Source organism: Pseudomonas sp. FP2338, assembly GCF_030687515.1.
GTDB lineage: Bacteria > Pseudomonadota > Gammaproteobacteria > Pseudomonadales > Pseudomonadaceae > Aquipseudomonas > Aquipseudomonas salomonii.
Genome location: NZ_CP117436.1, coordinates 3,494,982 through 3,517,128, shown reverse-complemented (window position 1 = coordinate 3,517,128; position 22,147 = coordinate 3,494,982). Strand labels below are relative to the sequence as shown.

Genomic DNA, 22,147 nt, shown 5'->3' with positions numbered 1-22,147 from the left:
TATCACGCAGCCTCGATGGCTTAATCTCGATGGCGTAGTCTCGATGGTTTAGTTACGACGACCCAGCAACAGGCCGACCACCAGGCCAAAACCTGCAGAAATCGCCACGGTCTGCCATGGGTGGCCGCCGATATAGTTTTCGGTGGCATCCACCACCGGCTTGCTGCGTTCACGCACGTTGGACACCGAGTCCAGCGCTTGCTTGAGCTTGATGGCAACCTGCTCGCGCAGCGTCTCACCTTCTTCGCCTACCAGCGAAGCGCTGCTTTTGAGCAGCTTGTCCGACTCTTCGATCAAGGCCGTCAGTTCACTGAAAGCTTGATCCTTGATTTGATCTTCGACAGCTTGGGCGGCAGTTTTGCGGGCCATTGTGTGACTCCTTGCGAGTGAATGTGACAGTGAACAATGGAGTGTCGGGCTTGGCTAAAAGTTGCAGTTTTTTTGCCGTGAGCGGTTTGCGGGTAAAATCCGGATCAGAATCGTTCGACCTACAGTGTAAGATGTCACCTATTTGTGCAGCAGGTAATTCAACATGAGCTTCAATCTGGCCAACAAAACCCTCGCCGAGCGCGCCGAGCTGGAAGATGAAAAGTCCCGCCTCTACGACCTGTGGCAAACCAACCTGGGTAAGGCCAAGGGCGAAGCGGCGCGTTTGTTCGGCGAGCGTGCCAAGCGCAAAGGCAAGTGGGCTGAGTGGGTACGTGCCGAGCTTGATGGCATGTCGCCGCCAGAGTTTTCCAACATGGTGCGCAGCGAAGTCAACAAACTGATGGCCGCTGCTAAGTAAAGCTGGCCACAATTGCTTCGCGTACTTTGAGCAACAGCGGATCCAGTTGCGCCTGGGTGCGCCAGCCCAGCTCCACCGGGTAGCGCGGCAGCGCCAGTGGGCAGGGCAGCACACGCAAGCCGGTCATCTGCGCAATCGCTTCGGCGGCATGCCCGGGGATCGTCGCCACCGCCGCGCTGCCCTTGAGCAAAAACGGCAGCCCGGCAAAGTGGCTGGTGGATGCACACACTTGGCGGCTCAACCCGTGCGCCGCCAACCCTTCATCGGTAATCCCGATAAACCCGCCCGACGACACCAGCACATGCTCGCGTGCCACGAACTGCGCAAGGGTGATGCCGTGTTGGCCCGGCGCCAGGCTGTGCGGGTCCACCAGGCAGCGGTAGTCGCCTTCGCCCAGCACATGCCGGCTCAACCTGCGCTCGGCAAAGCCGCCAGCGGTGATCGCCAGGTCCAGGCTGCGCTCAAGCAGGGCGCCTGCCACGATCTGGCTGTGGGTCTGGCGGAAGATCACCCGCAGTTTCGGCGCGCGCCGGGCAATTTCTGCCATCAGCCGCCGACCATGGGCAATCTCGAAGTCATCGGACAAGCCCAGCACCACCGAGCGTCCCTGATAGTTCGGGTTGGCCGGGTTGATCATTTCCAGGCTCTGCCGACAACGGTCCAGCGCCTCGCTGATCACCGGCTTCAACTGATTGGCGCGCAAGGTCGGCGCCAGCCCACGCCCGGTGCGCACAAACAGCGGGTCACCATACACGTCACGTAAACGTCGCAGGCCGGCGCTGATCGCCGATTGCGTGACGCCCAGGCGCAAGGCTGCGCGGCTGGCGCTGGACTCGTCGTGCAAGGCTTCGAAGGTTTTCAGCAGGTTCAGGTCAACCTGGGCGATATTCATTTGGTTCATATCATTTAGCACTGAAGCGGGCTTTATTCATGATTGCCCCTCGCCGGAGAATGGGCAACCCCCTTTAACTGGAGTGAACCTGATGCCCATTTCTACTGTGGCGGCGTTGCAGATCGGAGCCTTGCCGGAAGGCAAGGCTGACACCCTGGCCCAGATTCTCACCTACGAGGACGCGATTGTGCGCAGTGGCGCGCAATTGGTGGTGATGCCCGAAGCGTTGCTCGGCGGTTATCCGAAGGGCGAAACCTTCGGCACGCAGTTGGGCTACCGCTTGCCGGAAGGCCGTGAAGCCTTTGCGCGCTATTTTGCCAATGCCATCGATGTGCCGGGCGCCGAGACCGAGGCACTGGCGGGGTTATCCGCACGCAGCGGTGCCAGCCTGGTGCTCGGCGTGATCGAGCGCAGTGGCAGCACGCTGTATTGCACCGTGTTGTATTTCGAACCCACCGGCGGCCTGGTGGCCAAGCACCGCAAACTGATGCCCACCGGCACTGAACGACTTATATGGGGCACGGGCGATGGCTCGACCTTGCCGGTGATCGACGCTGCCGTCGGGCGCTTGGGCGGCGCGGTGTGCTGGGAAAACATGATGCCGCTGCTGCGCACGGCGATGTACGCCAAAGGTGTGCAAGTGTGGTGCGCGCCGACGGTCGATGAGCGCGAGATGTGGCAAGTGAGCATGCGCCACATCGCCCATGAAGGCCGCTGCTTTGTGGTGAGCGCCTGCCAGGTGCAGGCTTCGCCGGCGGCGTTGGGCACGCAGGTTGCCAATTGGCCGTCAGAGCGCCCGTTGATCGCCGGCGGCAGCGTGATTGTCGGGCCGATGGGCGACATCCTGGCCGGGCCGCTGGTGGGTGAAGAAGGGTTGCTGACTGCGCAGATCAACACCGATGATCTGGTGCGGGCGCGCTATGACTATGATGTGGTGGGGCATTACGCGCGGCCGGACATATTTGAGTTGGTGGTGGATGAACGCGCCAAACCGGGCGTGCGCTACGTCACTGACTGAATGCGTTAAAAACTGTGGGAGCTGGCTTGCCTGCGATAGCGTCGGCTCACCAGCACATAGGTCGCCTGACACACCGCCATCGCAGGCAAGCCAGCTCCCACATTCGATCTTCAGCGTTTTGGGGATTTAAATGCCAACCACTCTTGGCGGGTAATCTCCCAAATGTCGCGTGGGAAGGTACCTTCTACAAACTCACCCATCTGCGTGCGGATCAGGCGCATCCCCGTGCGCTCGGAGATCCGCCGCGATGCCAGATTAGGCGCAGCCTTGGGCACGCGCATCCGCGGGCGCTTGAGCACTTCGAACCAGTACTGCGTCACCGCCGCACAGGCTTCGCTCATAAAGCCCTGGCCTTGCCATTGCGGGCCCAGCCAGAAGCCTCGGTTGTCGTCTTCCTCGTCCGTGAGGTTGATATTGCCGATCATCGGTTGCGGCGCACTTTTAAGGCGGATCGACCAATGCCATTGGTCGCCACGGGCCATGCCTGGCAAGGCTACCTGTTCCAGGTAGCGGCGCGCGCCATCGGCCGGGTACGGCCAGGGCACCTCGGCAGTCAGGTAACGCACCACGTCCCAATGCGCGAATTGCGCCTGGATGTCCTCGGCATCTTCCAGGGTCAGCGGGCGCAGGATCAGTCTTTGGGTAAACAACGTCGGTTGCATGGCGGTTACCAGGTCGCGGTGTTGGGCAGGTCCAGGGTGCCGCGTTCGACAAAGCGCATAGTGCCGAACAGGCCGCCCGCCAGTTTGCCGCGCAGTGTGTAAGGCAGGTTGTTCAGGCTTTGGGTCTGGCTCAGCCCCAAGGTCTGGCGCAACACGGAGAACGCCGAAACACTCACCGGCACCATCAGCACTGTCTCGGAAAAGCGTGGGATGCTGCCGGCCTGGTCGCTCACGCCGGACGCCAAGGGGCGCCCATTGACGTCCAGGTCCAGGGCCACACCGTTGTAGTCGATCGCCGTTTCATTGGGGTTTTGTACCCGCAGCTTCACGGCAAAACGCACTTCCAGGTCCTGGCTTTGCAGCGGTTCGATGCCCACCACAGTGATATTGACCGGGTCGCGATTGGGGAACAGCGCGCAGGCGCTCAAGGTCAGCAACAGTAGCGATAGAACCATGAGCTTGCGCATACCAAAGGTGCTCCTATTTCGTGACGTCCGGATCCTGCATGACCTTGAGGGTAGAGGACTCCGGATCAAATTCATCCTCTTCCAGCTCTAAGAACTCCTCGGGCAGGAAAATGTTCAGCAGGATTGCACAGAACGCGCCCACGGTGATCGGCGATTCAAAGATGTTGTGCAGCGCCTTGGGCAGGTCGCGCAGCACTTCCGGCACGGCGGCCACACCCAGGCCCATGCCTAAGGAGATCGCCACGATCAGCACATTGCGGCGGTGCAGCCCGGCTTCGGCGAGGATCTTGATCCCGGCCACGGCCACGGTGCCGAACATGATCAGCGTGGCACCGCCCAGTACCGGCTTGGGCATCAGTTGCAGCACTGCGCCAATCATCGGGAACAGCCCCAGCAGCACCAGCAGGCCGGCGATAAAGTACGCGACGTAGCGGCTGGCCACGCCGGTCAGCTGGATCACGCCGTTGTTTTGAGCGAAGGTCACCATGGGCAGGCTGTTGAACGTCGCCGCCATCGCCGAGTTGAGGCCGTCGGCCAGCAGGCCGGACTTGATGCGCTTGATGTACAGCGGGCCCTTGACCGGTTGCTGGGAAATCATCGAGTTGGCCGTCAGGTCACCGGCGGCTTCCAGCGGTGAAATCAGGAAGATCACCGCCACCGGGATAAACGCCACCCAGTCGAACGAAAAACCATACTTGAACGGCACCGGCACACTGATCAGCGGCACCTGGGGCAGCGCGGCCATGTCGACGCGGCCCATCCACCAGGCCACCACAAAACCCAGGGTCAGGCCGATCACGATCGAACCCAGGCGCACGAACGGGTTACTGAAGCGGTTGAGCACCACGATGGTCAACAGCACCAGGGCGGCCAGCCCCATGTTGCCCGCGGCGCCCAGGTCGCTGGCCCCGAAGCCGCCGGCCATGTCGGTGACCGCCACCTTGATCAGCGACAACCCCATCAAGGTAATGATGGTGCCGGTGACCACCGGAGTAATCAGCTTGCGCAGCTTGCCGATGAACTGGCTGAGCACCACCTCGATAAACGCGGCGAAAAAGCAGATGCCGAAAATCGTCGAGAGGATCTCATCGGTACCGCCGCCCCGGGCCTTGACCATGAACCCGGCGCTGAGGATCACGCTGATAAACGAAAAGCTCGTCCCCTGCAGGCACAACAGTCCGGAACCGATCGGGCCGAAGGTACGCGCCTGCACAAAGGTGCCAAGCCCGGACACGAACAGCGCCATGCTCACCAGGTACGGCACCTCGCTTTCCAGGCCGAGCACGCCGCCGACGATCAGCGTGGGCGTGATGATGCCGACGAAGCTGGCAAGCACATGTTGCAGCGCGGCAAAGATCGCTGCGGTGAAGTGCGGGCGGTCTTCCAGGCCATAGATCAGGTCGGATTTATAGCGGGGGCGGGGGGCTTGAGCGTCAGACAAAGTGCGGGCTCGGGTCAGAAAATGGAGGCGCAGGATGCCAGAAAGTGCCGGCCCTCAGAAGTGTAAAAAAATATTTATAAAAACCCTGCGCAAAACCTCAGGATCTGCCGATATCTCGTATAGGCCCACATTCCAACCATAACAGTGGTGACCAACGATCAGAGCAGTGCGTTGACGCTGGCTGATTGTTTCGCGGCAGGGACGCTCGCAAACACTCCTTCTGAGAGCAACCTCTATGTCCCTACGTCATTTGAATATTGCCCCTCGCGCGTTTCTCGGTTTCGCATTCATTGCGTTGTTAGTGGTGTTGTTGGGGGTGTTTGCGGTCAACCGCATGACGCAGGTACGTCAGTCGTCGGTGGAGATGACCTCCACGCAACTGCCCAGCGTCACGTACCTGGGCAACATCACCGAAAACGTGCTGCGCTTGCGCATCCTCTCTTTTCGCGTGCTGGTTAACCGCGAGCCTGCCGGCCTGCAGGAGGCAGAAACCCGCATGGGTGTGCTGGTTGATAAGGTGAAAACCGCCCAGGCCGGCTATGCGCCGCTGCCGGCCGGGCCGGAAGAAGCCGCGTTGTACAAGACCTTTGTCAGCACGTTGGACAACTACCTCAAGGCCCAGGCCGACATGCTGGCCTTGTCCAAACAAAACAAAGTCGAGGAGATGCGTGCGTTAATTAACACGCGTATCAAGGACGGTACTGACCAGATGGGCGAGCAACTCAACAAGCTGATCGCCATCAATGCAGCCGATGCCAGGGATGCCGACACCTTAGCCGGGTCGAGTTATCAAGGCGCGATTACCGGCGTTATTGTTTTCTCGGTCGCTGCCGCCGTGCTGACCGTACTGCTCGCCTGGCTGCTGACCCGCAGCATCGTCACGCCGCTGCGCAAAGCAGTGGAAGTGGCCCAGACCATTGCCGGCGGCAACCTGACCACCGTTATCGAAGACGCCGGCAAGGATGAGCCTGCGCGCCTGCTGGGCGCCTTGTCGGCGATGCAAACCAACCTGCGCCAGACCATCCAGCACATCGCCGGCTCTGCCACGCAACTGGCCTCGGCCGCCGAAGAATTGAGCGCGGTGACCGAAGAAGCCTCCAAAGGCCTGCAACAGCAGAACAACGAAATCGACCAGGCCGCCACGGCCGTCAACGAGATGACCGCCGCCGTCGAAGAAGTGGCGCGTAATGCGGTGTCTACCTCAGAAGCTTCCAGCCAGTCCAACCAGGCGGCGCGGGAAGGGCGTGACCGCGTGGTGGAAACCGTCGGCGCAATCCAGACCATGACCCAGGATGTGCAAAACACCGCCCTGATGATTGAAGGCCTGGCGACCCAGGGGCGTGATATCGGCAAGGTGCTTGATGTGATCCGCGCGATTGCCGAACAGACCAACCTGCTGGCACTTAATGCTGCGATTGAAGCCGCACGCGCCGGTGAAGCCGGGCGTGGGTTTGCCGTGGTGGCCGATGAAGTACGCGCCTTGGCGCACCGCACCGCGCAATCGACCCAGGAAATTGAAAAAATGGTCGCCGGCATCCAGAGTGGCACTGGCGACGCCGTGCAGTCGATGCAGCAGAGCAACCAGCGCACCCAGACCACTCTGGAACTGGCGCGCGCTGCCGGTGTGGCCCTGGAACAGATCACCGAATCGATCAGCCTGATCAACGAGCGCAACCTGGTGATCGCCAGCGCCTCGGAAGAACAGGCCCAGGTCTCCCGTGAAGTGGATCGCAACCTGGTCAATATCCGCGACTTGGCGACTCAATCGGCGGCAGGCGCCAACCAGACCAGCGCGGCCAGCCATGAACTGTCGCGCCTGGCGGTGGATTTGAATGGGATGGTCGCGCGGTTCGTTATCTGATCGACCGGTGTGGGCCGCCCTCACTCCGCCCACTTTTAAAGCCCTTCGAGACGGTCAGCAATGGCCGTCGTTGATACGGTTAAGGCCAATCACATCCTGGCTGTTGATCGGCTTGAAACTTTTGATCAAAAAGTCAGACTGGCGATTTCCCGTCATATCGACACCCAAGTAGTACTTTTTGGTGGCCGGGTAATAGTCAATAATGGTATCGCCGATTTGGCCAGTGTAATACTTGACTTGGTTGAGGGGCACTTGGGCGTTTTTACTCATAGCGGTTAAGTCGATTTTGTCTTTGCCGGTTTTGAAATCCATCAGCATGTCAGCATTGTGGTAAGGCGAGTCAGTGACGGCTTCATAGTTGAAAGTGTTGGCCCCTGCGTTGCCTGTCAGTTTGTCTGCACCGGCTCCGCCCGTCAGAACGTTATTGGCCGCGTTTCCGGTTATATGGTCATGGCCTCGGCCACCCCTGGCATTTTCAATAACCGTATTGTTGTTGATATGCACATTGTCGACCAGGCCGCCAACGCTGGAGCGTGAGCCCGGCATAAGGTTGATGCGTTGGTTGTGGCCGAAACCTGAAAAGTCCAAGGTGTCATTACCTTTAGGGTCTGTCACGGTGAAAGCGGGTTTATCGGTGGAAGAGGTCAGCCGCATGCCAGGCTTGGTGGTCGTGGCGTTGAACCCGTAGACGGTATCACCAGTATCAACGGTATCGCGTAATACGAGTGGGAGTAGGGTCAGTGTAGGCGCTGGCTTTTTATTAATGGGCCAAGGCGCCGGGTTGGGCGTTGGCTGAGGGGAGGGTGATGCCGTCGGTGATTGTGAACCCGCGTTAATCAAAATGTCAGTGGGCTTTATTGGGTTTTTGCTCATAATCAACAGCACGGACTTACCGTTACCACTTACATCAAGAATCAACCTGTGCATCTTGACGTTTTTATCATAGTCCAGCAGCAGTTCGCCTTTGCGCCCGCTCAGCTCGCCGGCTTGATCAGTGAGAACGCTGGTGAAGATGGGGTTTGATATACCCGCGTCTTTCAGGACCTTGGAAAGATCAATTTTGTCGACACCACTGACGAAGTCGTTAAGCATGTCCGGGTTTTGTGGCGGCGAGTCACTGGCGCGTTTGTAGACAAATGTATCAGCGCCGCCGCCGCCGTACAGCGTGTCGCCGCCGGCCTTGCCGGTGATGCGGTTGCCGACCTGATTGCCGATCAGCACATCATGCCCTGAGCCACCGATGGCGTTTTCTATCACAACGCCCTTGGCGATAGACACATTACCTTTCCTGTCGCCGACGTCTGAAAGAGACTCGGCATTCAGATTGATCTTCTGGTCTTGTGCGTAACCGGAAAAATCCAGGGTGTCGTTACCCCCGTTGTCCCAGACGCAAAAGGCCGCCAGGTCGCGGGAGGAGGCCAGACTATAGTAGTCACGCTCGGCGTTGGCGTTGAACCCATAAGTCGTATTACCCCTTCGGGTATTGTTATTGGCGCCGTAGAGTTTTTGAGTACCTGCAATGTCGCCCATCATTGGGGTGGAGGTGCTTTCCGACCATCTAAAGCCTTTTTCGTCAGGGCGCGCCCACCAATTAGTCGTGTAAGACATGGCAGTATGGGTTTTATTGTTCTCGGGATACTGGCCCTGCGGATGCTCCAACCCCAGGCTATGACCGATTTCGTGAATCATTGACGAGTTTATAGGTAAGCCTTTTTCACCCACTCCGATCGCGATGCTCATGCTGCTGGTATCACCAACCGGCAGGTTGGCGAGACCGCCCACCCCGGGGCTGCCTTGAACTAGTATGGAGGCGTCCGCGCCTTTGCCGTTCTCGATAAAGGTAACCTTGGCGACATCTTCCCACGCGCGAATTGAATCTCTGAAGGCTTTTTTTCTGCCCTCGCTGAGCTCCATTGCTCCAGAATTTTTGCGCCAGGCATGTTCTGAATTGGACAAGTCAATAAACTTATAGGCGACTGTTATCTTGCCGTCGCCGTTTGTATCGACGATTTTAAATCTATTACGGGTCAAATCTTTTGCAACTTTATCTGAGTTTGAAGGAGGGGCAGGATTGTTAACTGTCGACGCGCTCGTATGATCGGGTGCAGACAGGAATGCGCTAAGATTTAACAGAGCAGGTGGGCAGGATCGAATATTCAATAGGTTAACGCTCGATAAGTTTATAAGTGGCCAAGGTAATAATTAATTTGAAAAGGTCGGGCAATAAAATGAGGGGTTTTCGCAGAGGGGGCAAGCAGGTAAATATTTCGCTGTGTGAATTATTTGTTTAGGGTATTTCGAGGTGTAAGGGAGGGGTTGAATGTTGACGTTATTGAACGCGAAAGTTAATAAGTGAGGGGGCGAATAGAGGAACGTAGCTGGGCGAAAAGTGACTGGATTAGCCAATCATGTTTACCCATCACTGCGTGATGGTTTCGTCCGCTTAAACTCAAGGTGTCAGTAGCTGAGTTTGATAATGGGTGGGCATGCATGGTGCACACCCACCAGGTTGGCTAGGACTGGCGTAGTTTAAAGCGCCCCTACGTTGACCCAGCGTTCTTCTTGAGCCGCCAGGCGAATCGCGGTGGCCAGCCGCTCGACCGCCCACGCTGCTTCAAAGTCAGTACCCGCTGCGCCTTGCCCCGCCAGCGCCATGATCAGCTCCTGCACTTCCAGGGTCTTGAGCTCGTTGTAACCCAACTGATGCCCGGCCGCCGGGCTGAACGCGGCATAGCCGGGCAGCGCAGGGCCAGCGAGTAAACGCTGGAAGCCGTCCTGGCCGGCGCGGCATACGCGTAGTTCATTCAAACGTTCCTGATCGAACGCCAAGGTGCCTTGAGTGCCGCTGATTTCAAAACTCAGGTGGTTCTTGTAACCCTGCTTGAGCCAACTGCTGCTCACCGTACCGCGTGCGCCATTGGCGAAGCGCAGCAGGGCATGCACTTGGTCATCCACTGCGATCGATTTCAGGTCGCTGCTGCCTTTGACGGCAGGGCGTTGGGCATGCACGGTGTGCGTGTCGGCACACACGCTTACCACGTCGCCCACCAGATAACCCGCCATCGACAACAGGTGGCTGCCCAGGTCTGCCAGCGCGCCACCGGCATGTTCCACTTCACAACGCCACGACCAGGGCGAGGCCGGGTCGGCCATGAAGTCTTCGCTGAACTCACCCTGGAAGCTGATGATCTCGCCCAGTTCGCCGTCGACGATCATCTGTCTGGCCAGGCCAATCATCGGGTTGTGCTGGTAGTTGTAACCGACCCGCGTGACCACGCCGGCCGCACGTGCGGCACGGCGCATGGCGTCGGCCTGTTCCAGGCTGACGGCCAGGGGTTTCTCGCAGTACACCGCCTTGCCCGCCGCAATGGCCGCCATGGCCATGGGGTAGTGCAAATGATTGGGCGTGGTGATTGCCACTACGTCGACGTTCGGGTCATTGACCAGCGCCTGCCAGTCACCGTGGGCCTGGGCAAAGCCCCAGGCCGCGGCGCAACGCTGGGCGCGTTCGGTGTCGGCATCGGCCAGCGCCGCCAGCTTGAGGTGCACCGGCAGTTCGAATACCGCGCGGGCATTGTTGAACGCCAACGCATGGGCGCGGCCCATGAAGCCTGTGCCGATCAAGCCGATTCCGAGTTCACGCATCGCCGTGGTCCTTTGGATTATTGTTGTCAGGAGGGTTATTAATGGAATAAAAATTCCCATAATTCAATAGATAGAATAAAAATTCATTATGCTCGACAGCTCACTCCGCCAGGGAACGAGCATCAGCCTGGGTAATGCAGGCATATTCAGGCCAACGCCAAACACCCTCAGTTAACAAAAGATAACGTAGCGCCGATTGTCAGACGATTCCAAAGCCCGATAGGATGGCCCCTGCTTCCTCCAGGCGCTCTAGATTGCAGGTTTCAGAGCCCGGGAAGGCGAGACCACCTAACAATAATAAACGGGGAGAAAGGTCTATGAGTGAGCCTGTCATGGGTTGGGCTGTTTGCCGCCCGCGCGCCGCACGCAGGGTTGCGATGCTGGCCACAGCGCTCTCGCTGCTTGGGGTGTTGTCCACCCCCGCGCTGGCAACCGGCGACACCAGCAGCGCACAGCCGGTATTTGCAATTGAGTCCCCCAAGGCCGCCAAAGGCCTGATGATCGACGTGGTGCATGCCGGCAAGCGCCTGGTGGCGGTCGGCGATCGCGGGCACATCCTGTATTCCGATGACCAGGGCAGTACCTGGAACCAAGCCAAAGTGCCAACCCGACAATTGCTCACGGCGGTGTATTTCGTCGATGACAAACACGGTTGGGCGGTGGGCCATGACGCGCAGATCCTCGCCAGCACCGACGGTGGCGCCACCTGGGCTCAGCAATACCAGGACCTCAAGCGCGAAGCGCCGCTACTCGATGTGTGGTTCAAGGATGCCGAGCATGGCCTGGCCGTGGGCGCCTACGGTGCGCTGATCGAAACCACCGACGGCGGCAAAACCTGGGACGACGTGAGCGATCGCCTCGACAACGAAGACCAGTTCCACCTCAATGCCATCGCCGCTATCAAGGGTGCCGGCCTGTTTATCGTCGGCGAGCAGGGCAGCATGTTCCGCTCCGGCGACGACGGCCAGACCTGGGAAAAACTCGAAGGCCCGTATGAAGGCTCGCTGTTCGGTGTGATCGGCACCGCCCAGCCGCAGACCCTGCTGGCTTATGGCCTGCGCGGCAATCTGTACCGCTCAACCGATTTTGGCAGCACCTGGGAACAGGTCGAGTTGAATGCGGCGCGTGGTGCCCTGGAGTTTGGCTTGTCGGGTGCGACGTTGCTCGATGACGGCGCCATTGTGGTGGTCGGCAACGGCGGCAGCGTGGTGATCAGCCACGACGACGGCCAGACCTTCAGCGTGTTCAACCGCCCGGACCGCATCTCACTGTCGTCGGTCACGGCGGCGGGCAATGGCAACTTGATTCTGGCGGGGCAGGGCGGCGTTCGTGTTGCCCAGCCAACCGGCGCTGAACTCGAAAAACAATAAGAAGGCGGGGAAAGAATGAGCAGTCATCACAACGATAAAGCGACCTTTCTTGAGCGCCTGATCTTCAACAACCGCCCGGCAGTGATCGTCATCTGCCTGCTGGTGAGTATTTTCCTGTTCTGGCAGGCGACCTTGATTCGCCCGTCCACCAGCTTTGAAAAGATGATCCCCCTCAAGCACCCCTTCATCGAAAAGATGATGGAGCACCGTAACGACCTGGCCAACCTGGGCAACACCGTGCGTATCTCGGTGGAGGCCAAGGATGGCGACATCTTCACGAAGGAATACATGGAGACCCTGCGTCAGATCAATGACGAGGTGTTCTACATCTCCGGCGTTGACCGCTCGGGCCTCAAGTCGCTGTGGAGCCCCAGCGTGCGCTGGACCGAAGTCACCGAAGAAGGCTTTGCCGGCGGTGAAGTGATCCCGCAAAGCTACAACGGCTCGCCGCAAAGCCTCGACCAACTGCGCAACAACGTACTCAAGTCCGGCCAGGTCGGGCGTCTGGTGGCCAACGATTTCAAGTCGAGCATCGTCGATATTCCGTTGTTGGAGTCCTACCCGGACCCGCAGGACCAAGGCAAGTTGCTGGCCCTGGACTACCGCAAGTTCTCCCATGAACTCGAAGACAAGATCCGCGACAAATTCGAAGCCCAGAACCCCAACGTCAAGATCCATATCGTCGGGTTTGCCAAGAAGGTCGGTGACCTGATCGACGGCCTGGTGATGGTGGTGATGTTCTTCGGCATCGCGTTTGTCATCACCTTGATCCTGCTGCTGTGGTTCACCAACTGCCTGCGCAGCACCGTCGCGGTGTTGAGTACCACCCTGGTGGCGGTGATCTGGCAATTGGGGCTGATGCACTTTTTCGGCTTCGGCCTCGATCCCTATTCGATGCTGGTGCCGTTCCTGATCTTTGCCATCGGTATTTCCCATGGCGTGCAGAAGATCAATGGTATCGCCCTGCAATCGAGTGAAGCGGACAACGCACTGACCGCGGCGCGGCGCACGTTCCGGCAATTGTTCCTGCCCGGTATGATTGCGATCCTCGCCGACGCCGTGGGCTTTATCACGCTGCTGATCATCGACATCGGCGTGATCCGCGAGCTGGCCATCGGCGCGTCCATCGGCGTGGCGGTGATTGTGTTCACCAACCTGATCCTGCTGCCGGTGGCGATCTCCTATGTCGGCATCAGCAAGCGCGCCATCGCCAAGAGCAAGAAGGACGCGCACCGCGAACACCCGTTCTGGCGCCTGCTGTCCAAGTTCGCCAGCGCGAAGGTTGCGCCCGTCTCGATCCTGCTCGCGCTGGTCGCCTTCGGCGGCGGCCTCTGGTACAGCCAGAACCTGAAGATCGGCGACTTGGACCAGGGCGCACCGGAACTGCGCCCGGATTCGCGCTACAACAAAGACAACAACTTCATCATCAGCAACTACTCCACCAGCTCCGATGTGCTGGTGGTGATGGTCAAGACCAAGGCCGAGGGCTGCTCGCGTTATGACGCCATGGCGCCCATCGACCAGTTGATGTGGAAGATGCAGAACACCGAGGGCGTGCAGTCGGCGATCTCGCTGGTGACCGTGTCCAAGCAGATGATCAAGGGCATGAACGAGGGCAACCTCAAATGGGAAACCCTGTCGCGCAACCCCGACGTGCTGAACAACTCCATTGCCCGCGCCGACGGCCTGTACAACAACAATTGCTCCCTGGCGCCGGTGCTGGTGTTCCTCAACGACCACAAGGCCGAAACCCTCGACCGCGCCGTGCATGCGGTGCAGGACTTCGCCAAGGAAAACAACCGGGACGGCCTGGAATTTATCCTCGCCGCCGGTAACGCCGGGATCGAAGCCGCCACCAACGAGGTGATCAAGGAATCGGAACTGACCATCCTGATCCTGGTGTACCTGTGCGTGGCGACCATGTGCATGATCACCTTCCGCTCCTGGGCGGCGACCCTGTGCATCGTGTTGCCGCTGGTGCTGACCTCGGTGCTGGGCAACGCCCTGATGGCCTTCATGGGCATCGGCGTCAAGGTCGCGACCTTGCCGGTGGTGGCATTGGGCGTGGGGATTGGCGTGGACTACGGCATCTACATCTACAGCCGTCTGGAAAGCTTCCTGCGCGCCGGCCTGCCGTTGCAAGAGGCCTACTACCAGACGCTCAAGTCCACCGGTAAAGCCGTGCTGTTCACTGGTTTGTGCCTGGCCATCGGTGTGTGCACCTGGATCTTCTCGGCCATTAAGTTCCAGGCCGACATGGGCCTGATGCTGACCTTCATGCTGCTCTGGAACATGTTCGGTGCGCTGTGGCTGTTGCCGGCACTGGCACGGTTCCTGATCAAGCCCGAGAAGCTGGCGGGGCAGAAGGGCAATTCGCTGTTTGCGCACTAGTGGTTTAACGGTTTTACTCGGTCAACCTGTGGGAGCGGGCTTGCTCGCGAATGCGGTAGTTCAGTCTATGCATCTGGCGACTGATACACCGCATTCGCGAGCAAGCCCGCTCCCACATTAATTCCAGGTCCAACCTATAGGTTACGGCGTGGGCTATCATTGGCACTTTCCCCAAATGATTGACTGCCATGACTGCCGACACCGCTACCTTGCTCGATGCTTTTAAAGACTGCCAGATGGTCGAAATCGATGGGCTGCACACCTTCGATTTCAGCCTGGATGACCAGAAACTGTTGATCATTTGCATGGACGGTCGCGCCGAGAAGCGCTGGAGTTTCAGCCTGGAGCAAGTCAACGCGGCGGTGTTTGATCCAACCTTGCAAAGCTGGACCCTTACCGGTGACTCGGGCGAGCATCGCCTGGTGTGCATGAGTGGCGTCACCGGCAACAATAACGACGAGGACGAAGCGGATGATGATGCGTAAATTCTGGCCCCTGCTGATGGCGGGCAGTGTCGGTGCGATGTCGGTGCAAGCCGCGCCGGCCGACACCTATGAACTGTTGGTGGGCAGCTACACCGCCGGCACCAGCGAAGGTATTTACCGCCTGCAATTTGACAGCCGCACCGGCCAGTTCAGTGGCAAGCCCGTGCTGGCGGCCAAGGCGGCCAACCCGTCGTGGCTGACGCTTTCCCAGGACCGTAAGCACCTGTTTGTGGTCAACGAGAATGGCCCAGGGCAAAAAGACCCGGTCGGCCGCATCAGCAGTTACAGCATCGACCCGCAGAATCATCAGCTCAGCCTGATCAACCAGGTCCAGAGCCTGGGCAACGAGCCTACCCATTCCAGCCTGGCCGCCGATGGCCGTTACCTGTTTGTCGCCAACTATTCGGTGCTGGAAGATCCGGGCGGCAGCCTGGCGGTATTGCCGGTTGATGCCAATGGCAAGCTCTCGGCGCCGGTGCAGTTGAGCGCACACCCGGCCAGCCGCGTGAACCCAGAGCGTCAGGCCTCCAACCACGTGCACTCGGTGGTGTCGTCGCCGGACGGCAAGTATGTGTTTGTGCAGGACCTGGGCGCCGACAAGGTGTTTGCCTACCACTACGACCCCAAGGCCAACCACGAACTGCCATTGACCCCGGCCGATCCCGCCTTTGTGCAATTGCCACCGGGCAGCGGCCCGCGCCACCTGTTGTTCAGCGCCGATGGCAAACATGCCTGGCTGACCACCGAAATGAGCGCCCAGATCGCGGTGTTCGATTACAACGACGGCAAACTCAGCCAGACCCAGTTGGTCGATTTTGCCGCCGGGCAGCCGGTGTCCGACAAGGCCGGTGCGGCGGTACACGCCTCAAGCGACGGCAAATTCCTGTATGTGAGCAACCGTGGCACGGCCAACCAGGTGCTGGTGTTCAGCATCGACCCGGCCACCGCGCACCTCAAGGAATTGCAGCGCCGTTCCGTCGAAGGCGACCACCCGCGCGAGTTCAGCCTGGACCCGAGCGGCAAGTTTTTGCTGATCGCCAACCAGAAAAGCAATGAAATCGTGGTGGTTGAACGCGACCCCAAGACCGGCCTGCTGGGTAAAACCGTGCAGAAACAGTCGATCGATGCGCCCAGCGACCTCAAGTTCCTGGTGCGTCAATAAGCCACAGGCCCCGCAGTGCGGGGCCTGACCCTTTGTATTAATTCTATTAATAGCGGCTACTGTTTCAAAGCATTTCTAAGGTTCAACCCTCGGGCGTAAGTTGGGTTCCAAGGCCTCCACCGGCCACCTAACCAAACGAACACAAGGGTTACCGCCATGAACTTGAACCTCTTCTCCATCATCGCCGCTTCCGCTGTTTCCGCCACCGTGGCCCTGCCAGCTGCCGCCAGCGTGGAAGTCTCCGGCAAAAAATCCAGCACCACCGCTTACACCCAGAAATACCTGCAACAAAGCGCCAACTTCTATGCCGCACTGGATCACAAAGCTCAGCACTGAGCTTGAGCCAAGCGACGGTCAAATGTGGGAGCTGGCTTGCCTGCGATGAAATCAATGCGGTGGATCAGTTGCACCGAGTCGTCGGCATCGCAGGCAAGCCAGCTCCCACATTTGATTGTGTGGATCTCAGGGTTTTGCCATCACCGCCACAAACAGCGGCGATTCCAGAAAGCGTTGCAACCAATGCTGCAAGCGCTTGTACGGCGTCTGCGCAAACCACTCGCGGTCCACATGCGCAAACTGGCGCACAAACGGCGCCAGTGCCATATCGGCCAGGCTCAAATGCTCGGCCAGCAAATAATCATTGCTCGCCAGTAACGCTTCCAGCTTGTGCAAAAACACCTCGCCCTCGGCCCGATAGTGTTCCATCGGCTGCTCCGGGTAGCGCTCGGCGTACTTGTATCGATTCAAATGATGTTTGAACACCTGGTCGTTCTCAGCAATCAGTGCTTGAACCCTCGGGTCGCCCTGTAGCAACCAGTCGTCAGGATCGTGCTGCGCCAGCGCCCATTGCATGATCTCCAGGCTTTCCTCGATCACCCGGCCGCCCACGCAAAGCACCGGCACCGTGCCCTTGGGCGACAGCGCGAGCATCTCGGCCGGCTTGGCCTTGAGGCTCACTTCGATGATGTGCACGGGCACGCCCGAGTAGCGCAAGGCCAGCCGTGCCCGCATCGCATACGGGCAGCGCCGAAACGAATACAGCAGCGCCTCGCTCACTTGACCTCCAGCGTACTCAAGCCATTGCCCTGGCGCTTGACCTGGATCTGCACCGGGATGCTCTCATGCATTTCCTGCACGTGGGAGATCACCGCCACCTTGCGGCCCTGGGCCTGCAAACCGTCGAGCGCGTCCATTGCCAACTGCAGCGACTCGGGGTCGAGGCTGCCGAAGCCTTCGTCGATAAACAGCGACTCAATCTTCAAGGTGCTCGACGCCATCGACGCCAGGCCCAACGCCAGCGCCAGCGACACCAGGAACGTCTCACCACCCGACAGCGAATGCACCGAGCGCAATTCATCGCCCATCTCCGTGTCCATGACCAACAGCCCCAACATGCTGCCGCCGCGCTTGAGGCGATAGCGGCGCACCAGTTGGCGCAACTGCACATTGGCGTGGTGTACCAGCAGGTCGAGGTTATAGGCCTGGGCGATCTTGCGGAACGTGTCGCCGGTGGCCGAGCCAATCAGCGCATTCAGGCGTGCCCAGCGCTGCCACTCGTCATAGGCCTTGGCGATATGCTCGCCCAGGACATGGTTGGCGTCCTGGCGACGCTGGTCTTCAGACTGACGCGCACGCAATTCGGCGCAGCGGCTGTCGCCCTCGGCCAATTGCTGATTAAGCTCGGCAAGATGGCCGTCCAGCTGTTCGGCGTCCAGGTTGCCATTGTGCAAGGCCTGGTGTTCGGCCAGGCGCTGTTGGCGCTCCTGCAACAACACCTTGGCTTGCTCCACGGCTTTTTCGCTGTGCTGCAACTGCTGGCGCAAGGCGCTGACTTGGCTGTCATCAAAGGCCAGCAAACGCGTAAGCCCGTCGTTATCGAGTTCTGGATGAAGCGCGCGCCATTCACCCAGGCGCGCGGCGAGGGTGTGCTGCTCGGCGGTCAGCGCCTGTTGGCGTTCCTGCAGGGCCTTGAGGTCGGCGGCCAATTGGATCAGGGCATCGCGGCTGTCTTGCAGCTGTTGGCTGGCGTCGCTGTCGCTGCGGCGTGATTGCGCCACAGCCTGATCCAGCTGCTGTTGCCACTGTTCGGCAGTGGCGTGCTCGCCCAGCAATGCGCTGAGCTGTGCCTGGGCGGCCTGTTGCTGTGTGGTCAGCTCGCTGACTTGCTGCTGCAAGGCTTCCAGCTGCTGCTGGCGATGCTGCTGATGGGTCTGCTCTTTCTCGATGGCCTGCTGGCGCTCTTGCTGTTCGGCCAACTCATCGCGCTGATGGCCCAACTGTTCCAGGCGCTGGCTGACGTGCTGGTCCAGTTGCATAAAGGTGGCTGCCGGTTCACGGCGCAAACCCTCGAGGGTGTCGGCCGGTAGCAGGCCGGCGAAGGCGTGCAGTTCTTCGTCCAGGCGCTCACGGTCGTTGGACAGTTCACGTTGCTGGTCCACCAGCAACTGGCGGGCTTGCTGGCTGGCATCCTGGGCCGCTTGCAGCTGTTGCTGCAAACGCCCGGCATTTTGTTGCAGATTGAGCAGGGCGCTTTGGCGTTGCTCATCCTGGGCAATGTTCTGCGCCAGCTGACCCAACTGCTGGCCCAGCCAGGCGCTGCGTTTGGCGGCGTCCTGGTTGAACAGCGAGGCGGACAACGGGTGCGCTTGCAGGCTCGGCGTCAGGCTCTGCTGTTGCGCCGCCAACTGTTCCTGCTGTAGCAGGAATTCTTTTTGCTGGGCGATCAAGCCGCCCACGACGGCACGCAGTTCGGTGAGTTTTTCCTTGAGGGTGTCGACAGCCTTCTGCGCCGTGGCTTCTTCGTTTTCATCATGGCGGCCAAGGCTTTGCAGCAAGGCTTCGGGTTGATGGTACGGATGCTCATGGCTGCCGCACACCGGGCACGGCTGGTCGTCCTGCAACTGCTCGCGCAACTCCTCGACACTGGCACTGCGCGCCAAACGCTGGCGTTCCAGCAGTTGCTTGGTGACCGACAGGGTTTGCTCGGCCACGCTCAGTTCGGCCTTGGTTTGCAGGCCGGTCTGGTTCAACTGTTCGCGCTGTTGCTGCGCGTCTGCGAGTTTTTGCGTCAACGCGGCGCTGTGTAGATCCAGTTGCTGCTGGCTGTCCCACAGGCGCGTGAGGTCCTCGAAGGCGCGTTGCTGCTTGCGATTGTCCTGCAGCAGGCTGGCCAGTAATTGCACCTGCTCGGCCACGGCGTGCGGTTCGGCACCGGCTTCCTGGTACAGCAGGTCCAACGCCTCGCGTTGCTGGGTGAATTTTTCGGCAGCGGTGGTGGCTTTTTGTTCAAGCTGCGGCAGTTCGGCCTGGCCCTTGTTCAGGCGGTTGCCGATCAGCATCAGCTGTTGCAGGCGGTCGCGGTAGGCGGTCCAGGCGTCGCTGAGCGGCGCCAACGCGGCGCTGCGCTCAAGTTCGGCGGCCAGGCGTTGCAGGCGCCCGGTAACCTGGGCCTGCTTCTCCAGCAAGCCGTTGAGCAACGATTGCCCTTCGGCGCAGGCAGTGTCCTGTTGCTGCTTGTCGTCGCTGCGTTTGGCCAGGTCTTTGCTCAGGTGGGCGAGGGTGCTCTGCTGTTCGAACGCCTGGCGCAGCAAGGGCACGGCGTCGGCCTGGTGTTTCAAGGCGTCAGCCAAGGCGACCTGGGCGGCGGCCTGCTGTTGTTGCGCCTGCTCCTGGCGTATTTGCAACGCGGTTTGCTGCTCGAGGTGCTGTTGAATCTGCACCGCCAGCGGCGTCAGCAGGGTGTCGAGTTCAGCCAGGCGCGCGAACTGATGGCGCTGTGGCGCTAACTGCTCCAGGCGGTTCAGGTCCTGGCGTTGCGGGCCTTGGCTGTCCCAAACCTGTTGGGCTTGCTGCAACTGTTCGGTGGCACTGAGCTGGCGCTCTTGCCATTCGCGCAGTTCCTTGAGCCAGGTGTGTTGCAGCTCCAGCTGTTTGAGTTGGGCCTGCTGGGTCTTGAGGTGCTGCTGCGCCTCGGCCAATTGCTGGTCAAGTTCGGCGCGGGCCTCAGGTGCCAGCGGCACCAGGCCGGTGGCCTGGTCTTGCAGCTGTTTATGCGCGTCCCGGGCATCCTTGGCCTTGTCGAAGGCGCGGCGGCCGAGCTGGGTGTACAGCGCGGTGTCGGTGAGCTTTTCCAGCAGTTCGCTGCGCTCATTGTCGTTGGCCTTGAGGAACGCGCTGAACTCACTTTGCGCCAGCAATACGGCACGGGTGAACTGCTCGAAGTTCAAGCCCAGGGCCAGTTCCAGCTGGGTTTTGTATTCGGTTTTCTGGCTGGCCAGCAGTTGGTCGCTGTCCAGGTCGATCAGGCTTTGGCGGCTGTTCTGCAACTTGCCGCTGGCCTTGTCGCGCGCGCGGTTGGCTTCCCAGCGTGCCCGGTAGCGACGGCCGTTGACGCCGACAAAATCCACCTCGGCATACCCGCCGCCGGTGCCGCGGCGGATCAGGGTGCGCGGGTCGCCGATGGAGATATCGCTGTCGGCATCCGGCATCTTCGCCTGGCCGGTATCGCCCAGGCGCGGCACGGCGCCAAACAGGGCCAGGCACAAGGCATCCAGCAGGGTACTTTTACCCGCGCCGGTCGGCCCGGTAATCGCGAACAACCCGGCACTGGCCAGGGGGTCGGCGGTAAAGTCGATTTCAAACGGGCCGGCCAGGGAGGCGAGGTTTTTCAGGCGGATGGCGAGGATCTTCATGGCTGTTCGCCCTCCTGTTGCACTTCCTGGAGCAGCACGGCGAAGTCCTTCAAGGTCTGTTCATCCACCTCACTGCCGTAGTTGTCCTGCCAGGCGCGGCTGAACAGCTCCTGGGGCGTGAGCTGGTCCAGTTCGACCAGGCGGTCTTCGTCGGTGTCGTCGCTGCCGCGTTTGCCGGCGTATTCGGCGGCGATGCGCACCAGGCGCACGGCCTTGCCTTGCAGGGCGGTTTCGATTTGCTGGCGCAGGTCCGGTTGCGGCTCGTCGAGGCGCACGCGCACTTCCAGCCAGGGGTGGCGCTGGGTTTCGGCGAGCAGGTCGATGTCGGGCAAGTCGGCCAGCTGCGCGAGGATATCCGCCAGTGGCGCGGCGTCCAGCCGTTGCAGGTTGACCGAGCGTGGGATCAGGCGTGGTTCCACGCCCACCAGGCGCTGGCCCTGGAACGTCACATCGAGAATCTGGTGCTTGTAGCCGATTTCGGAAAACGACAGGGGAATGGGCGAGCCGCTGTAGCGAATGCGCTCTTCGCCGTTGACCTGCTGCGGCTTGTGCAAGTGGCCCAGTGCCACATAGCTCACACTGGCGTCGAACAGGCTGGCAGGCAGGGCCTCGGCATTGCCGATAATCAGGCTGCGCTCGGAGTCTTCCGACACCGAACCACCGGCCATGTGCGCATGGCTGATGGCAATCAGCGCCTGGCCTTTCTTGCGTTTGGCATTGGCGGCGGCGATCAGCCATTCATGCACCTGGCCAATGCCCCGCAGATAGTCGTCGCCCAAGTGCGCACCCGTGACCTCTGCCGGGCGCAAAAACGGCAGCGCCAGGCACCAGGCGGCGATCTTGCCTTTGGCGTCGGGCAGCGGGATCAGCAGGCGCTCGGCGTCCAATTGGCCGTCATCCAGCCACAGCACGCGGCCCAGCGCATGGGTGCGCAAACGGCGCATCAACGGCGCGGGCAGCTCGATCCGCGAACCGGAGTCGTGGTTGCCGGCGATCATCACAATGGTCAGCTTGGGGTTTTGTTCGTGGGCGCTGATGATGAAGTCGTACAGGCGCTCCTGGGCCTTGAGCGGCGGGTTGACCGTGTCGAAAATGTCGCCAGCGATCAGCAGTGCATCCGGCTGCTCGGCTTTTAGTTGGCCCAGCAGCCAGTCGAGAAAACAGGCGTGTTCGTAGTCGCGTTCCTGGCCGTGAAGGTTTTGGCCAAGGTGCCAGTCGGAGGTGTGGAACAGACGCAAGGCGAACTCCGTGGAGAAGATGAAAAGGAGGGGAGTT

At 60.3% G+C, this 22,147-nt stretch carries 18 protein-coding genes; 8 read left to right on the top strand and 10 right to left on the bottom strand.

Translation table 11 applies throughout. The features are described from left to right. Positions 1 to 48: 48 nt before the first annotated feature. Positions 49 to 369 carry a YqjD family protein gene (locus PSH96_RS15835; RefSeq protein WP_056860283.1) on the bottom strand — a complete coding sequence of 107 codons (321 nt, stop codon included), beginning with the start codon at positions 367 to 369 and terminating at the stop codon, positions 49 to 51. A gap of 163 nt (positions 370 to 532) precedes the next feature. Here PSH96_RS15835 and PSH96_RS15830 point away from each other — a divergent pair, with 163 nt between their 5' ends. After that, positions 533 to 787, top strand: a complete 255-nt coding sequence (locus PSH96_RS15830; RefSeq protein WP_003190904.1) for a hypothetical protein — start codon at positions 533 to 535, stop codon at positions 785 to 787. On the opposite strand, the gene PSH96_RS15825 is transcribed toward PSH96_RS15830, so the two are convergent. Continuing rightward, on the bottom strand, positions 780 to 1,679 hold the full coding sequence (locus PSH96_RS15825) for a LysR family transcriptional regulator (RefSeq protein WP_305453804.1): 900 nt from the start codon (positions 1,677 to 1,679) through the stop codon (positions 780 to 782). The genes PSH96_RS15830 and PSH96_RS15825 overlap by 8 nt on opposite strands. A gap of 91 nt (positions 1,680 to 1,770) precedes the next feature. Here PSH96_RS15825 and PSH96_RS15820 point away from each other — a divergent pair, with 91 nt between their 5' ends. After that, positions 1,771 to 2,697 carry a carbon-nitrogen hydrolase family protein gene (locus PSH96_RS15820; protein ID WP_305453803.1) on the top strand — a complete coding sequence of 309 codons (927 nt, stop codon included), beginning with the start codon at positions 1,771 to 1,773 and terminating at the stop codon, positions 2,695 to 2,697. A gap of 110 nt (positions 2,698 to 2,807) precedes the next feature. Here the strand turns inward: PSH96_RS15820 and PSH96_RS15815 are convergent, their stop codons facing one another. Genes PSH96_RS15815 through PSH96_RS15805 form a run of 3 tightly spaced genes read right to left on the bottom strand, consistent with a single transcriptional unit; the run spans position 2,808 to position 5,267 of the window. Next, positions 2,808 to 3,359, bottom strand: a complete 552-nt coding sequence (locus PSH96_RS15815; protein WP_305453802.1) for a GNAT family N-acetyltransferase — start codon at positions 3,357 to 3,359, stop codon at positions 2,808 to 2,810. A 5-nt stretch (positions 3,360 to 3,364) separates the two neighbouring features. Next, entirely contained in the window at positions 3,365 to 3,826 is a 462-nt protein-coding gene (locus tag PSH96_RS15810) for an LEA type 2 family protein (RefSeq protein WP_056860279.1), read from the bottom strand. A 13-nt stretch (positions 3,827 to 3,839) separates the two neighbouring features. Continuing rightward, positions 3,840 to 5,267, bottom strand: a complete 1,428-nt coding sequence (locus PSH96_RS15805) for a nucleobase:cation symporter-2 family protein (RefSeq protein ID WP_056860278.1) — start codon at positions 5,265 to 5,267, stop codon at positions 3,840 to 3,842. A gap of 235 nt (positions 5,268 to 5,502) precedes the next feature. Here PSH96_RS15805 and PSH96_RS15800 point away from each other — a divergent pair, with 235 nt between their 5' ends. Beyond that, on the top strand, positions 5,503 to 7,128 hold the full coding sequence (locus PSH96_RS15800; protein WP_305453801.1) for a methyl-accepting chemotaxis protein: 1,626 nt from the start codon (positions 5,503 to 5,505) through the stop codon (positions 7,126 to 7,128). A 54-nt stretch (positions 7,129 to 7,182) separates the two neighbouring features. Here PSH96_RS15800 and PSH96_RS15795 read toward each other — a convergent pair whose 3' ends face one another. Both PSH96_RS15795 and PSH96_RS15790 read right to left on the bottom strand, forming a co-directional pair. Continuing rightward, complete coding sequence (locus tag PSH96_RS15795) at positions 7,183 to 9,159, bottom strand: M10 family metallopeptidase C-terminal domain-containing protein (RefSeq protein WP_305453800.1); 1,977 nt, start codon at positions 9,157 to 9,159, stop codon at positions 7,183 to 7,185. A gap of 498 nt (positions 9,160 to 9,657) precedes the next feature. Further along, on the bottom strand, positions 9,658 to 10,773 hold the full coding sequence (locus PSH96_RS15790; RefSeq protein ID WP_305453799.1) for a Gfo/Idh/MocA family protein: 1,116 nt from the start codon (positions 10,771 to 10,773) through the stop codon (positions 9,658 to 9,660). 317 nt (positions 10,774 to 11,090) lie between these two features. Between PSH96_RS15790 and PSH96_RS15785 the strand changes: the two genes are divergently transcribed. The 5 genes from PSH96_RS15785 to PSH96_RS15765 all read left to right on the top strand — a co-directional run bounded on the left by PSH96_RS15785 (position 11,091) and on the right by PSH96_RS15765 (position 16,517). Next, positions 11,091 to 12,143 carry a YCF48-related protein gene (locus PSH96_RS15785; RefSeq protein ID WP_305453798.1) on the top strand — a complete coding sequence of 351 codons (1,053 nt, stop codon included), beginning with the start codon at positions 11,091 to 11,093 and terminating at the stop codon, positions 12,141 to 12,143. Positions 12,144 to 12,158: 15 nt separating this feature from the next. Then, positions 12,159 to 14,534 carry an RND family transporter gene (locus PSH96_RS15780; protein WP_305453797.1) on the top strand — a complete coding sequence of 792 codons (2,376 nt, stop codon included), beginning with the start codon at positions 12,159 to 12,161 and terminating at the stop codon, positions 14,532 to 14,534. A 188-nt stretch (positions 14,535 to 14,722) separates the two neighbouring features. Continuing rightward, a complete protein-coding gene (locus PSH96_RS15775; protein WP_056860273.1) occupies positions 14,723 to 15,019 on the top strand; it encodes a DUF5629 family protein in 297 nt (98 codons plus the stop codon). Then, complete coding sequence (locus tag PSH96_RS15770; protein ID WP_305453796.1) at positions 15,006 to 16,181, top strand: lactonase family protein; 1,176 nt, start codon at positions 15,006 to 15,008, stop codon at positions 16,179 to 16,181. Before PSH96_RS15775 ends, PSH96_RS15770 begins: the two co-directional genes overlap by 14 nt. A 156-nt stretch (positions 16,182 to 16,337) precedes the next feature. Further along, complete coding sequence (locus PSH96_RS15765; protein WP_056860271.1) at positions 16,338 to 16,517, top strand: hypothetical protein; 180 nt, start codon at positions 16,338 to 16,340, stop codon at positions 16,515 to 16,517. Positions 16,518 to 16,643: 126 nt separating this feature from the next. Here the strand turns inward: PSH96_RS15765 and PSH96_RS15760 are convergent, their stop codons facing one another. Genes PSH96_RS15760 through PSH96_RS15750 form a run of 3 tightly spaced genes read right to left on the bottom strand, consistent with a single transcriptional unit; the run spans position 16,644 to position 22,110 of the window. Further along, positions 16,644 to 17,237 (bottom strand): glutathione S-transferase, encoded by a 594-nt coding sequence (locus PSH96_RS15760; RefSeq protein ID WP_305453795.1) that lies wholly within the window; start codon positions 17,235 to 17,237, stop codon positions 16,644 to 16,646. Then, positions 17,234 to 20,872 (bottom strand): AAA family ATPase, encoded by a 3,639-nt coding sequence (locus tag PSH96_RS15755; RefSeq protein WP_305453794.1) that lies wholly within the window; start codon positions 20,870 to 20,872, stop codon positions 17,234 to 17,236. The genes PSH96_RS15760 and PSH96_RS15755 overlap by 4 nt, the downstream gene beginning before the upstream one ends. Beyond that, complete coding sequence (locus PSH96_RS15750; RefSeq protein WP_305453792.1) at positions 20,869 to 22,110, bottom strand: exonuclease SbcCD subunit D C-terminal domain-containing protein; 1,242 nt, start codon at positions 22,108 to 22,110, stop codon at positions 20,869 to 20,871. The genes PSH96_RS15755 and PSH96_RS15750 overlap by 4 nt, the downstream gene beginning before the upstream one ends. Between the last annotated feature and the right edge of the window lie 37 nt (positions 22,111 to 22,147).

Excerpts from the sequence above, each read along its gene's own strand:
- PSH96_RS15835 (WP_056860283.1), bottom strand. The coding sequence starts at position 369 with ATGGCCCGCAAAACTGCCGCCCAAGCTGTCGAAGATCAAATCAAGGAT.
- PSH96_RS15830 (WP_003190904.1), top strand. The coding sequence starts at position 533 with ATGAGCTTCAATCTGGCCAACAAAACCCTCGCCGAGCGCGCCGAGCTG.
- PSH96_RS15825 (WP_305453804.1), bottom strand. The coding sequence starts at position 1,679 with ATGAATATCGCCCAGGTTGACCTGAACCTGCTGAAAACCTTCGAAGCC.
- PSH96_RS15820 (WP_305453803.1), top strand. The coding sequence starts at position 1,771 with ATGCCCATTTCTACTGTGGCGGCGTTGCAGATCGGAGCCTTGCCGGAA.
- PSH96_RS15815 (WP_305453802.1), bottom strand. The coding sequence starts at position 3,359 with ATGCAACCGACGTTGTTTACCCAAAGACTGATCCTGCGCCCGCTGACC.
- PSH96_RS15810 (WP_056860279.1), bottom strand. The coding sequence starts at position 3,826 with ATGCGCAAGCTCATGGTTCTATCGCTACTGTTGCTGACCTTGAGCGCC.
- PSH96_RS15800 (WP_305453801.1), top strand. The coding sequence starts at position 5,503 with ATGTCCCTACGTCATTTGAATATTGCCCCTCGCGCGTTTCTCGGTTTC.
- PSH96_RS15790 (WP_305453799.1), bottom strand. The coding sequence starts at position 10,773 with ATGCGTGAACTCGGAATCGGCTTGATCGGCACAGGCTTCATGGGCCGC.
- PSH96_RS15785 (WP_305453798.1), top strand. The coding sequence starts at position 11,091 with ATGAGTGAGCCTGTCATGGGTTGGGCTGTTTGCCGCCCGCGCGCCGCA.
- PSH96_RS15780 (WP_305453797.1), top strand. The coding sequence starts at position 12,159 with ATGAGCAGTCATCACAACGATAAAGCGACCTTTCTTGAGCGCCTGATC.
- PSH96_RS15775 (WP_056860273.1), top strand. The coding sequence starts at position 14,723 with ATGACTGCCGACACCGCTACCTTGCTCGATGCTTTTAAAGACTGCCAG.
- PSH96_RS15770 (WP_305453796.1), top strand. The coding sequence starts at position 15,006 with ATGATGATGCGTAAATTCTGGCCCCTGCTGATGGCGGGCAGTGTCGGT.
- PSH96_RS15765 (WP_056860271.1), top strand. The coding sequence starts at position 16,338 with ATGAACTTGAACCTCTTCTCCATCATCGCCGCTTCCGCTGTTTCCGCC.
- PSH96_RS15755 (WP_305453794.1), bottom strand. The coding sequence starts at position 20,872 with ATGAAGATCCTCGCCATCCGCCTGAAAAACCTCGCCTCCCTGGCCGGC.